The 13,340-nt window shown below is 61.3% G+C and carries 8 protein-coding genes and 1 pseudogene; all 9 read right to left on the reverse strand.

Going from position 1 to position 13,340, the window contains the following annotated elements:
* Nucleotides 1-104: 104 nt before the first annotated feature.
* The 9 genes and pseudogenes from ACP7C6_RS20580 to pilM all read right to left on the reverse strand — a co-directional run bounded on the left by ACP7C6_RS20580 (nt 105) and on the right by pilM (nt 13,240).
* Entirely contained in the window at nt 105-1,523 is a 1,419-nt protein-coding gene (locus ACP7C6_RS20580; protein ID WP_426109175.1) for an FAD-dependent oxidoreductase, read from the reverse strand.
* Between the two features lie 32 nt (nt 1,524-1,555).
* Nucleotides 1,556-6,001 carry a glutamate synthase large subunit gene (gene gltB, locus ACP7C6_RS20585; RefSeq protein WP_426109176.1) on the reverse strand — a complete coding sequence of 1,482 codons (4,446 nt, stop codon included), beginning with the start codon at nt 5,999-6,001 and terminating at the stop codon, nt 1,556-1,558.
* Nucleotides 6,002-6,353: 352 nt separating this feature from the next.
* Nucleotides 6,354-7,925, reverse strand: coding sequence for an SPOR domain-containing protein (locus tag ACP7C6_RS20590; protein ID WP_311894241.1), 1,572 nt, complete (start codon nt 7,923-7,925; stop codon nt 6,354-6,356).
* Between the two features lie 10 nt (nt 7,926-7,935).
* On the reverse strand, nt 7,936-9,036 hold the full coding sequence (gene aroB / locus ACP7C6_RS20595) for a 3-dehydroquinate synthase (RefSeq protein ID WP_028615423.1): 1,101 nt from the start codon (nt 9,034-9,036) through the stop codon (nt 7,936-7,938).
* 125 nt (nt 9,037-9,161) lie between these two features.
* Nucleotides 9,162-9,680: a shikimate kinase AroK gene (gene aroK, locus ACP7C6_RS20600; protein WP_028615422.1), complete on the reverse strand. Its 519-nt coding sequence runs from the start codon at nt 9,678-9,680 to the stop codon at nt 9,162-9,164.
* Between the two features lie 4 nt (nt 9,681-9,684).
* Nucleotides 9,685-10,941 (reverse strand): annotated as a pseudogene (locus ACP7C6_RS20605) (type IV pilus secretin PilQ); the annotation flags it as partial.
* Between the two features lie 138 nt (nt 10,942-11,079).
* On the reverse strand, nt 11,080-12,039 hold the full coding sequence (locus tag ACP7C6_RS20610) for a pilus assembly protein PilP (protein WP_323988667.1): 960 nt from the start codon (nt 12,037-12,039) through the stop codon (nt 11,080-11,082).
* Nucleotides 12,036-12,590, reverse strand: a complete 555-nt coding sequence (locus ACP7C6_RS20615; RefSeq protein WP_028615419.1) for a PilN domain-containing protein — start codon at nt 12,588-12,590, stop codon at nt 12,036-12,038. The genes ACP7C6_RS20610 and ACP7C6_RS20615 overlap by 4 nt, the downstream gene beginning before the upstream one ends.
* On the reverse strand, nt 12,587-13,240 hold the full coding sequence (gene pilM, locus ACP7C6_RS20620; RefSeq protein ID WP_236317626.1) for a type IV pilus biogenesis protein PilM: 654 nt from the start codon (nt 13,238-13,240) through the stop codon (nt 12,587-12,589). Before pilM ends, ACP7C6_RS20615 begins: the two co-directional genes overlap by 4 nt.
* Nucleotides 13,241-13,340: the final 100 nt, after the last annotated feature.

Here is a 13,340-nt window from a genome sequence, read left to right on the forward strand (position 1 = left end):
GGGCACACGGTCTAACCCCCCCCGTTTGGGCGCGGGGTGGCGGGGTTTGGTGCCAACAACACTCCGCCATCGCCGGCAAGCCGGCTCCTACAGGGCTGCGGTGATCAGACTTGCAGGTAATCCAGGATGCCTTCGGCGGCATTGCGGCCTTCGAAGATCGCGGTTACCACCAGGTCAGAACCGCGCACCATGTCGCCACCGGCGAAGATTTTCGGATTGCTGGTCTGATGCTTGTACTGGCCTTGTTCCGGGGCCACGACGCGGCCCTGGCTGTCGGTCTGGATCTGGAACTGTTCGAACCACGGCGCCGGGCTTGGGCGGAAACCGAAGGCGATGACCACGGCGTCAGCCGGAATGATCTCTTCGGAACCCGGGATCGGCTCGGGGCTGCGACGACCACGGGCGTCCGGTTCGCCGAGACGGGTCTCGACCACCTTCACGCCTTCGACGCGGTCTTCACCGACAATCGCGATCGGCTGGCGGTTGTAGAGGAATTTCACACCTTCTTCCTTGGCGTTCTTCACCTCTTTGCGCGAGCCGGGCATGTTGGCTTCGTCACGACGATAGGCACAAGTCACCGATTTGGCGTCCTGGCGGATCGAGGTGCGGTTGCAGTCCATCGCGGTGTCACCACCGCCCAGCACCACGACCTTCTTGCCTTTCATGTCGACGAAATCTTCCGGCGACTTTTCAAAGCCCAGGTTGCGATTCACGTTGGCGATCAGGAAATCCAACGCGTCGTAAACGCCCGGCAGATCCTCACCGGCAAAGCCGCCCTTCATGTAGGTGTAGGTGCCCATGCCCATGAACACCGCATCGTATTCTTCGAGCAGTTGCTCCATGGTCACGTCTTTGCCGATCTCGGTGTTCAGGCGGAACTCGATGCCCATGCCGGTGAACACTTCACGACGGTTGCTCAGGACGGTTTTTTCCAGCTTGAACTCGGGGATACCGAAAGTCAGCAGGCCGCCGATTTCCGGGTTCTTGTCGAACACAACCGGGGTCACGCCGCCGCGCACCAATACGTCGGCGCAGCCCAGGCCGGCAGGGCCGGCGCCGATGATGGCGACGCGCTTGCCAGTCGGCTTGACCTTGGACATATCGGGACGCCAGCCCATGGCGAACGCGGTGTCGGTGATGTACTTCTCCACCGAACCGATGGTCACCGCGCCAAAGCCGTCGTTAAGGGTGCAGGCACCCTCGCACAGACGGTCTTGCGGGCACACCCGGCCGCACACTTCCGGCAGGGTGTTGGTCTGGTGCGACAGTTCGGCAGCGGCGAGGATGTTGCCCTCGGCCACCAGCTTCAGCCAGTTGGGAATGAAGTTGTGCACCGGGCACTTCCATTCGCAATACGGGTTACCGCACCCCAGGCAACGGTGGGCCTGGTCGGCCGAGTGCTGGGGTTTGAAGGGTTCGTAGATTTCCACGAACTCTTTCTTGCGTTGACGCAACAGTTTCTTCTTCGGATCTTTGCGCCCGACATCGATGAACTGGAAGTCGTTATTCAGACGTTCAGCCATGTTAAAACCTCATCAAACTCTTCAGGCGCATATCACTGCGGGTTGGCACGGATGCTGGAAAGCAACGATTTCAGGTTGGCAGCCTTGGGCTTGACCAGCCAGAAACGACGCAGGTAATCATCGAGATTTTCGGCGAGGTTACGACCCCATTCGCTGCCGGTCTCCTCGACGTACTCGTCCAGCACGTGCTGCAAGTGGTTCCGGTAGGACTCCATGGCTTCGCCGCTGATCCGCTGGATCTCGACCAACTCGTGGTTGACCTTGTCGACGAAGGTGTTGTCCTGGTCGAGCACGTAGGCGAAACCGCCGGTCATGCCCGAACCGAAGTTGTAACCGGTCTTGCCCAGTACCGCGACAAAGCCCCCGGTCATGTACTCACAGCAGTGATCGCCAGTGCCTTCCACCACGGTATGGGCACCGGAGTTGCGCACGGCGAAACGCTCACCGGCAGTACCGGCGGCGAACAGCTTGCCACCGGTGGCGCCGTACAAGCAGGTGTTGCCGATGATGGCACTGTCCTGGGTCTTGTAGACGCTGCCTTTAGGCGGAACGATCACCAGCTTGCCGCCGGTCATGCCCTTGCCCACGTAGTCGTTGGCGTCGCCTTCCAGGTACATGTGCAGGCCACCGGCGTTCCACACGCCAAAGCTCTGGCCCGCAGTGCCTTTGAAGCGGAAAGTGATCGGCGCTTTCGCCATGCCCTGGTTGCCGTGCTTGCGCGCGATTTCGCCGGAGATGCGGGCGCCGATGGAACGGTCGCAGTTGCAGATATCCAGGGCGAATTCGCCACCGCTGGCATCGTTGATCGACGAACCGGCGATTTCCACCATCTTCTCGGCCAGCAGGCCTTTGTCGAAGGGCGGGTTGCGCTCGACGCCGCAGAACTGCGGTTTGTCGGCCGGAATGTGATCGCTGCCCAACAGCGGCGTCAGGTCCAGGTGATGTTGCTTGGCGGTCTGGCCTTCAAGGATTTCCAACAGGTCGGTGCGACCGATCAGCTCTTCAAGAGAACGCACGCCCAGCTTGGCCAGCCATTCACGGGTTTCTTCGGCGACGTAGGTGAAGAAGTTCACCACCATGTCGACGGTGCCGATGTAGTGATCTTTGCGCAGCTTCTCGTTCTGAGTGGCGACGCCGGTGGCGCAGTTGTTCAGGTGGCAGATGCGCAGGTATTTGCAGCCCAGGGCGATCATTGGCGCGGTGCCGAAGCCGAAACTTTCGGCGCCGAGGATCGCGGCCTTGATCACATCGAGGCCGGTTTTCAGGCCGCCGTCGGTCTGCACCCGTACTTTGCCGCGCAGGTCGTTGCCACGCAGGGTCTGGTGGGTCTCGGCCAGGCCGAGCTCCCACGGTGCGCCCGCGTACTTGATGGAGGTCAGCGGCGAAGCGCCGGTGCCACCGTCGTAGCCGGAGATGGTGATCAGGTCGGCATAGGCCTTGGCCACACCGGCGGCGATGGTGCCCACGCCGGCTTCTGCTACCAGTTTCACCGAGACCAGCGCCTGCGGGTTGACTTGTTTCAGGTCGAAAATCAGCTGCGACAAATCTTCAATCGAATAAATGTCGTGGTGCGGCGGTGGCGAAATCAGCGTCACGCCCGGCACTGCGTAACGCAGCTTGGCGATCAAACCATTGACCTTACCGCCTGGCAGTTGGCCGCCCTCACCGGGCTTGGCGCCCTGGGCCACCTTGATCTGCAGCACTTCGGCGTTGACCAGGTATTCCGGCGTCACACCGAAACGACCCGTCGCGACCTGCTTGATTTTCGAGCTCTTGATGGTGCCGTAGCGCGCCGGGTCTTCACCGCCTTCGCCGGAGTTGGAACGCGCACCCAGGCGGTTCATGGCTTCGGCCAGGGCTTCGTGAGCCTCGGGCGACAAGGCGCCCAGGGAGATACCGGCGGAGTCGAAGCGCTTGAGGATCGACTCCAGCGGCTCGACTTCGCTGATGTCCATCGGCGTGTCCAGGGTCTTCACCTTGAACAGGTCGCGGATCATCGACACCGGGCGGTTGTCCACCAGCGAGGTGTATTCCTTGAACTTGGCGTAGTCGCCCTGCTGCACGGCGGCTTGCAGGGTGTTGACTACGTCCGGGTTGTACGCGTGGTATTCGCCACCGTGCACGAACTTGAGCAGGCCGCCTTGCTGGATTGGCTTGCGCGCACTCCAGGCTTCGGCTGCCAGCGCTTTCTGCTCGGCTTCGATGTCGACGAAACGCGCGCCCTTGATACGGCTTGGCACGCCACGGAAGCTCAGGTCGCACACCTCTTCGGACAGGCCGATGGCTTCGAACAACTGTGCACCACGGTACGAGGTGACGGTGGAAATACCCATCTTCGACAGGATCTTCAACAGCCCCTTGGTGATGCCTTTACGGTAGTTCTTGAACACCTCGTAGAGGTCGCCCAGCACTTCACCGGTGCGGATCAGGTCGCCCAGCACTTCGTACGCGAGGAACGGGTACACCGCCGAGGCGCCGAAACCGATCAGCACCGCAAAGTGATGCGGGTCGCGGGCGGTGGCGGTTTCCACGAGGATGTTGGAATCGCAGCGCAGGCCTTTCTCGGTCAGGCGGTGATGCACCGCGCCGGTGGCCAGCGAAGCGTGGATCGGCAGCTTGCCAGGCGCGATGTGACGGTCGGTCAATACGATCTGGGTACGACCGGCGCGCACGGCCTCTTCGGCCTGGTCCGCGACGTTGCGCACTGCAGCTTCAAGGCCGAGGCTCTCGTCGTAGTTCAGGTCGATGATCTGGCGGTCGAAGCCTGGGCGGTCCAGGGTCATCAACGAACGCCACTTGGCCGGGGAAATAACCGGCGAGCTGAGGATCACGCGGGAGGCGTGCTCAGGCGATTCCTGGAAGATGTTGCGCTCGGCACCGAGGCACACTTCCAGGGACATCACGATGGCTTCGCGCAGCGGGTCGATCGGTGGGTTGGTCACCTGGGCGAACTGCTGGCGGAAGTAGTCGTACGGCGTGCGCACGCGCAGGGACAGTACGGCCATCGGCGTGTCATCGCCCATGGAACCGACCGCCTCGTAGCCTTGCTCGCCGAGCGGACGCAGCACTTGGTCGCGCTCTTCGAACGTGACCTGATACATCTTCATGTATTGCTTGAGCTGGTCGACGTCGTAGAACGCCGAACCGTGGTCGTTGTCTTCCATGGTCGCCTGGATGCGCAGGGCGTTCTTGCGCAGCCATTGCTTGTACGGGTGACGCGACTTCAAGCGGTTGTCGATGGCGTCGGTGTCGAGGATCTGACCGGTTTCGGTGTCGACGGCGAGGATCTGGCCAGGGCCAACGCGGCCTTTGGCAATCACGTCTTCGGGCTTGTAGTTCCACACGCCGATTTCCGACGCGAGGGTGATGAAGCCATTGGTGGTGGTGACCCAACGCGCCGGGCGCAGACCGTTACGGTCGAGCAGGCACACCGCGTAGCGACCGTCAGTCATGACCACGCCGGCCGGGCCGTCCCACGGCTCCATGTGCATCGAGTTGTACTCGTAGAACGCACGCAGATCCGGGTCCATGGTTTCGACGTTCTGCCACGCTGGCGGAATGATCATACGCACGCCACGGAACAGGTCGATGCCCCCGGTGACCATCAGTTCGAGCATGTTGTCCATGCTGGAAGAGTCGGAACCCACACGGTTGACCAGCGGGCCGAGCTCTTCCAGGTCCATCAAGTCGTTGGCGAACTTGGTGCGACGGGCCACGGCCCAGTTGCGGTTGCCAGTGATGGTGTTGATCTCGCCGTTGTGGGCGAGGAAGCGGAATGGCTGGGCCAGCGGCCATTTCGGCAGGGTGTTGGTGGAGAAGCGCTGGTGGAACACGCAGATTGCGGTTTGCAGGCGCTCATCGCTCAGGTCTGGATAGAAGGCGGTGAGGTCCGCCGGCATCATCAGGCCTTTATAAATGATGGTCTTGTGGGAAAAGCTGCAGATGTAGTGGTCGGTGTCGGCGGCATTGGAAACCGACGAACGACGACGCGAGGTGAACAGCTTGATGGCCATGTCCTGGTCGCTAAGGCCCTCGCCTGCGATGAACACTTGCTCGATCTGCGGCAGGCGCTCGTTGGCCAGGCGGCCAAGTACGCTGGTGTCGATCGGCACTTTGCGCCAGCCGACAAGTTGCAGGCCGGCGGCCAGGATCTCGCGGTTCATGTTCTCGCGAGCGGCTTCGGCTTTGACCGGATCCTGGTTGAAAAACACCATGCCCACGGCGTACTGCTTGGGCAGGTCGACCGCAAATTGCTCTTTTGCGACAGCGCGCAGGAACTGGTCGGGCTTTTGAATCAGCAAGCCGCAACCGTCACCGGTCTTGCCGTCGGCGTTGATCCCACCGCGGTGGGTCATGCAGGTCAGGGCCTCGATGGCCGTTTGCAAAAGGGTATGACTGGGTTCGCCCTGCATATGGGCTATCAGGCCGAAACCGCAGTTATCCTTGAATTCATCGGGTTGGTACAGACCTGCTTTCATAGACACTTTCTCACCAGGCTGCCTCTTATATCGAGGCAAATTTCTTTTCAATTCAACCGGTTACCTTCCACGCCGAACGTACGCCGGCTTAGCGGGGGCAAAAGGGAGGTCATTGTACACACCGACACAGACGCTCACAAATTTAGCGACGAAATGTCGCAAATCTATGTCGCATTTATGAAAGGTTTAAAGCGATATGCTGTGCTAGTCAAAACTTTTTTAATTCTGACCGCTACGACTCAAAAGCTACTGTGACGCAGACACCACAAAGCGCGCGGCCTGTAAGGGCAGCACGCACTTGCGGATTTTTTTGAGGTGCCGGGAGGGCGGCCTGGGTAAGGCCGCCGAATCTTCAGCGAGTTGTTGCGAGTTCTTGTTGAACGCTGGCAACAGTGCGAGGCCAAGGTTTACCAGCCTGGACCTTCGCTGGCAAGGTTTTGATCGCAGAATCGGCGGCTGCACGGCTGGAGAAGTTGCCGTAGGTGATCACGTAGAGAGGCTTGCCGTTGAGCACTTTCTTGAAATAACGGTACTCGCCGCCCTGCTCTTTCACGAACGCCTGGGCGTTGGCTTCGGAGCTGGTGCCGAGAATCTGCACCACGAAGTTGCCGGTTGGCTGGCTGGCGTACCAGCTGCTGCCAGCGGCGCCGGCTTTGGCAACGGTGGCGGCCGGCTTTTCAGCAGGCTTGGCAGCCGGAGCCGGGGCTGGCTTGGCGACTGGCGCAGGCGCGACCGGCTTGGTCACAGGCGCAGGTTTGGCGGTGGCAACGGTCGGCGCCGGGGTCGGGGTCGGCTTGGCAACCGCAGCCGGCTGACCGGCTGGCACGCCCGCAGGCGGCGCAGTGGTGGTCACGGTTGGTGGAGTGGCGCTGGAGCCTTCCACCGGCACGCCGTCGTCGCCTTCGGAGATGCCACCGGCTTCTTCGGCAAGCGGACCACGCATCACCGGTTGGCCGACCATCGGCAGATTGGTCGGTTGGCCGGAGTTGGCGAATTCGACGTTTGGCGTGGGTTTGCCCAGTGGCAACTGCGCCTGTTCGGTTGGCGCGCCGGCAGTCGTCGGTGCCTTGCTACGGCCTGGGATCAACCAGGCGGCGGCGACAGCGACCACGACAACGGCGGAAATAGCCAATACGTGTTTCTTAGGCATAGTGAACCCCATCTTTGGACGCTTGACCGCAGTGCGGCTGGCAATCATGGCTTCGATCATCGCATCGCGGGCAACCTGGTTGATGGTGCCAGGCCAGCCGTCGGAGCTTTCGTGAATATCAGAGATCTGCTGAGCGGAGAAAAGTTCGATACCGGCCCCTGCGCCCTCAAGGCGTTGAGCCAGGTATTCGCGGGTTTCTTCCTCTTCGTACGGCTGCAGCTCGATGACGTGGAACAGCTCCTGGTCACCGCTGATCTGCTCGAGCTCGGCGATCAGCGACGACTCACCAAACAGGAACACGTGCGGGCGACCTTCCGGCGTGCCGGCTGCCAGCGCCAGCAGCGCTTCCAGGGCGGATTCGTCGAGCTGCTCGGCGTCATCCACCAGCAGGTAGACTTCCTGGCCGGTCAGGCCCAGTTGCACCACTTGCTTGAGGATCGCATTCGGCTCGGCAGTGGCCACGTCCAGCGCCTGGGCGACCTGGCGCAGCACGCCTGCGGCATCACCGGCACCACGGGCCGATACCACTACACTCTGTACCGACTGTTTGTTGGTGCTGGCCACCAGGGCCTGGCGCAGCAAGGTCTTGCCGCTGCCCAGCGGGCCGGTCACGACCAGCAGCAGTTGGCTGTAGCGCGCGAGGTGGTGCAGTTGGCCAAGCACAGGCTTGCGCTGGGCCGGGAAAAATTTGAAGCCAGGCACCCGTGGAGCAAAAGGGTCGTGGCTTAACTGGTAATGGCCGAGGAACGCCTCGTCGGCATGCAAACTAGTCATCGGGATCTTATTAACCTTTAAGCTGGGCCAGGGCGCGGTAATCCGCTCCCAGCGTGGCCTGTAAAATCTCTTTCGGATAATCGTCGGTCACCACCGCTTCGCCCATATGACGCAGCAGCACCAGTCGCAGTCGACCGTCGATCACTTTCTTGTCTATTGCCATATGTTCGAGGAAATCCGCCTCAGTCATCTCCTCCGGCGGAATGACCGGCAAACCGGCGCGCTGGAACAAGCGGATGCCACGATCACGCTCCTGGGCGCTGATCCAGCCCAGGCGCTGCGACATCTCCAGCGCCATCACCGTGCCAGCAGCTACGGCCTCCCCATGCAACCACACACCATAGCCCATGTGAGTTTCGATCGCATGGCCGAAGGTGTGGCCCAGGTTCAGGGTAGCGCGTACACCAGACTCCCGTTCGTCGGCATTCACCACCAGCGCCTTCGCGGCGCAGGAGCGCGAAATCGCTTCGGTGAGTGCCGCCTGGTCGAGGTTGCGCAGGGCATCCACGTGTTCTTCCAACCAGGTCAGGAACGGCTCGTCGCAGATCAACCCGTACTTGATGACTTCCGCCAGGCCCGCCGACAGCTCGCGCGGCGGCAAGGTGTTGAGGGTCGCAGTGTCGATCAGCACGGCTTGAGGCTGGTAGAACGCGCCCACCATGTTCTTGCCCAGCGGGTGGTTGATGCCGGTCTTGCCGCCCACCGACGAATCGACCTGGGACAGCAAGGTGGTCGGCACTTGGATAAAGTCCACGCCACGCTGGTAGCAGGCCGCTGCAAAGCCGGCCATGTCGCCGATCACACCGCCGCCCAAGGCGATCACGGTGGTGCGGCGGTCATGACGTGCGGTCAGCAGGCCATCAAAGATCAGTTGCAGGGTTTCCCAGTTCTTGTGGGCTTCGCCGTCGGGCAGGATCACGGAGATCACCGAATAAGCCGACAGGCTGCGGCTCAGACGCTCAAGATACAGCGGCGCGACCGTTTCGTTGGAGATGATCGCCACTTGCCGCCCGGCAATATGCGGTGCGAGCAACTCGGGCTGGTCCAACAGACCTTCGCCAATATGGATCGGGTAGCTGCGCTCGCCTAGATCGACCTTAAGTGTCTGCATGTGTCCCCGCGTTAGAGATGGAGTGACGACCGATGACATCACGTTCTGACGTCACCTGATGGCTCTACGCCACACCCCACAGGGTGATAGCGCGCCGCCGAGAATAGCGCATTTCGAGCCTGGCTTTAACGGGGTGGCAGCCGATGCAGGCGCTCAAGAATGTCGAGAACCACCATCCGCGGTGGCCGCTCATCGGTTTCTACCACCAGATCGGCGATTTCCCGATACAGCGGATCGCGCAGCGTGAGCAGGTCCCGCAGGGTTTTCTCCGGGTTGGCTGTGCGCAACAACGGGCGATTGCGATCGCGGGCGGTGCGGCCCACCTGCTGCTCGACCGAGGCATGCAGATAGACCACCCGACCACCGGCATGCAACGCGCGGCGGTTTTCATCACGCATCACTGCGCCGCCGCCGGTCGCCAATACCACGCCATCGCAGCCGCACAGCTCGGCGATCATCGCCTGCTCGCGGTCACGAAAGCCCAGCTCGCCTTCCTTATCGAAGATCCATGGGATATTGGCACCCGTGCGCAATTCAATTTCCTTGTCGGAATCTTTGAACGGCAGGCGCAGCTCTTTGGCCAGCAAACGGCCGATGGTGCTTTTTCCAGCCCCCATCGGTCCTACAAGAATCAAATTTCGCACAGAATCAACGACTCACAGCAATCGCCTGGTTATTCATAATACGCGGAGTCAGGAATACCAGCAGCTCGGATTTTTTCTCCGCCAGCACATCGCGCCGGAAAAGGCGGCCAAGATACGGCACATCGCCTAAAAATGGCACTTTATCTACCACTTTGCTTTGGGTATTGGAGAAAACCCCGCCGATGACGATGGTCTCACCATCCTTGACCAACACCTTGGCGTTGACCTCGTTCTTCTTGATCGGCGGCACGTCGTTGAGTTTGTTCAGATAGTCGGGCTCATCCTTGGTGACCTTGACCTCCATGATCACGCGGTCATCCGGGGTGATTTGCGGGGTGACTTCCAGCGACAGCGAGGCCTCCTTGAATGAAACCGACGTGGCGCCACTGGAGCTGGATTCCTGATAGGGAATCTCGGTGCCCTTGAGGATACGCGCGGTTTCCTTGTCGGACGTGACCACCTTGGGTTGCGAGACGATTTCGCCGTTGCCGGTTTTCTCCATGGCAGTGAGCTCCAGGTCCAGCAGCAGGTTGTCGGTGATAAAGGCGATGCCCAGGCCCGAGGTGCCGGTGAGTGATCCCAGGTCCACAAAGGGTGAACTGGGTGGGTTTTCCTGCGGTTCCGCGCCTTCAGGCTGAGGTTTCGGAATGCCCCCCGCGCCCCAGTTGCCCCGATTGAGCCGCCCACCCCAACGCGCGCCCAGGCTTTTGTCGTAATCGACATTGGCCTCGACAATTCGCGCCTCGATCATCACCTGGCGTACCGGAATATCCAGCTGCGCCACGATCCGGCGCAGCTCCTCCAGCCGCTCAACGGTCTGGTAGGCAATAATGTTGTTGGTGCGATCATCCACCGCCACCGAACCCCGCTCTTCGGTCACACCCTCAAGGCCGGTGACCGACTGGAACAACTTGGCCAGGTCCGCCGCCTTGGCGTAATTGACTTGCAGCAGTTCCCGGCGCAACGGTGCCAATTCGGCCATCTGCTTGCGCGATTCCAGCGTGAGCAGTTCACGCGCAGCCAGCTCCTCAGCCGGCGCCACCAGCAACACACCGGCCTTCACCCGCTTGTCCAGGCCCTTGGCTTGCAGCACCAGGTCCAGCGCCTGGTCCCAGGGCACCTCTTTGAGGCGCAGGGTGATCGAGCCTTGCACATCGTCACTGGCAACCAGATTGAGGCCCGCCACATCAGCAATTTGTTGCAACGCCGTGCGCAACTCGATGCTCTGGAAGTTGAGGGTCAGCTTGTCGCCTGTGTAGGCGCTCAGTGTGGCGACGCCGGGAGGCGGCAAGTGGATCAGATCCACACGATTGGGCACAGCAGCAGCCATCGGTGCCGTGAACGCTATCCATAGCGCCACACCGAAGGACGAGAAAGTCCTTTTCATTGTTTGATTCCGTTATGAGTTGATGTTTAACAACAGGGTTCGCGGGCGCTCCAGCCATGCCCCCTGACCATCGGGAAACAGTTCGACCAGTTCTATAGCGCGCTCATGGATGGCCGTGACCCGCCCATGGTTCGGCCCCAGGTAGTCCCCGACCGCCAGGCGGTGCACCTTGGAGGCCGCACGTAGCAAGGCAAAAACCTGCACCCCACGGGACAGCGTGCCGACCATTTCAAACTGGTCCACCGCAAGGCTTTCCAGCACGCCACGTGGCCGGGCAAGGTCCGGCGTCCGGACCGGTCGCCCCTTCAGAGGGTCGACCTGCACCGCGAGCCGTTGAAATGGATCACGCAACCCGGACGAGTCGTAGACAAAGAGCTGTCGCTGTACAAGCGCCCCACCACCCTGCACATGCCAGTAAGTCTTGGCCAGCAGGTCGAGGCGCAACAGCCTGCCATCACGTCGCAGGGCCACATCGTGCACCGTAGCGATTCGCGACAAGCCACCCAAGCCCGTCAGGAACATTGCCAGGTCGTGATAAGCCCCCGCGACGCCGATTTGCACAGGCTGTTCGTGAAAGAACGGCTGAGACTGCTCATCCAACGGCGTGACGCTCTCGACCAGCAACCCGTTGGCCAGTGCCAGACGCGCGATATCTTCCAATAAACCAGGCATTTCGGACTCGCCAGGCAACGCCTGCAAAAGCTCATCGACCTTCGCTTGCATCCGTTGGAGCTGCTGTGTACGCGCTTCAAGGCTGGCGGCCAGGCCAGTCTTTTGTGCGATTTGCTGTTTCAGGGCCACTTCCCGCGCCTCGACCTGGAGCAACCGTTCCCGCGAGGGGCTCAGGTACACAAGGTCGCCCACCACAAACACCACGCCCGCCAGCGCACAGCCCAACAGGGCCTTGCCAGGTAGGGGCCATTTTGCGGTGTTGTGAGTGAGTGCGGAAAGATTGAGCCTTGGCAGGCTCAAGGTTGAGCCTCGGAGGACTCTCCCTGACGCACCATCAGTTGGAATTCATTGTTGCCGCGCGCGCCATCCGTTCGCACATGTTGCAACCGCGTGGAATGGGCACCTTCCGCCGCTTCCAGGCGGCGCATCAATTGGGCGATGTCCTGGCTGGACTCAGCGCTGCCGCTGATACTCACCGTATCGCCCTTGGCCACCACTTCATGCAGGTGCACGCCGTCGGGGACCGCGCGCGCCAGTTGGTCCAATAGCTGCGCACCTGGCGAGCGGGCATCATGCAGGTCCTGCACGACCTTCATGCGTTGCGCCAATTGCTGGCTTTGCTCCTGCAGGTCATCAATGGTCTTGATACGTGAATCCAGGCCGACGACCTCCTTGCCCAGATGGTCATTGCGGGTTACTTGGCGATCGATGGCCTGGTCGATCACCTGGTCCGCCAGCCACACGGCCGCGAGCGCGGCACAGGCGAACACCAGCAAGCCCGCCAGTAGATACTTGCGTCGCCGCTCTGCCAGCGCCTGACGCCAAGGCAGTAGGTTGATTCGTGTCTTCAAGCGAAACTCCTCAGGGCCAACCCGCAAGCAATTCCCATCCCCTGGGCATCCACGGCCCATTGTGCACCATCGACGCGATGGCTCGGCGTGAAGCTGGCGAAATCCTGACGGCAAGCGCGCGCCAATGCAAACGCTTCGATATCGATCACCTTCGGCACCAGCCCCGCCAGGGCCAAAACTGCCTCGCGGGCTTCTACGTGCTCCTTCAAGCATGCGGCCAGCAATACCTCGACCCGATTCGGATCCAGGGCCGTTGGCCCGCGCACTTGAAAGTCGATAGCGACGTCATCCAGCGGATAGGGAATGTACTGGTCTGCCTCCATCTGGATCATCCAGGTCATCTCATCATCTGAGAGCCCAGCGTCCATCTCGATCATCCGCGTGATCACCGAGGGCCCGGACACAGCAGCGACAGCACCACGAACCGATGTCGACAACCGCGACCACGCGCTGCGCAGGGCGCGCCCTACGCCATCGAGATCAAAAAGTGTGCCGTCGACTACCGCCTGCGCCGGCAGCGCCTGCGTGACGTAGCCTTGAACGTTGTAGCCTGAAGGTGAACGGCCCAGCTCGATCAAGCGGATGGCCGTGTCATTGATGTCGACACCCAGCAAGGTGCCGGCTTTTCCCGTGAAAAATCCCTTTCCCATAAAACTCCCTAAAGCTTTGTCTGTCATACCGCCTGATTGCCGCTGGGCGCCATGCATTCGGTCGACCGTCGAACAGGTGCGAATGACGTCCCAAGTCGAA

Origin of the sequence: Pseudomonas sp. TWR1-1-4 (assembly GCF_049897165.1) — a bacterium.
GTDB classification, from domain to species: Bacteria; Pseudomonadota; Gammaproteobacteria; order Pseudomonadales; family Pseudomonadaceae; genus Aquipseudomonas; species Aquipseudomonas canadensis.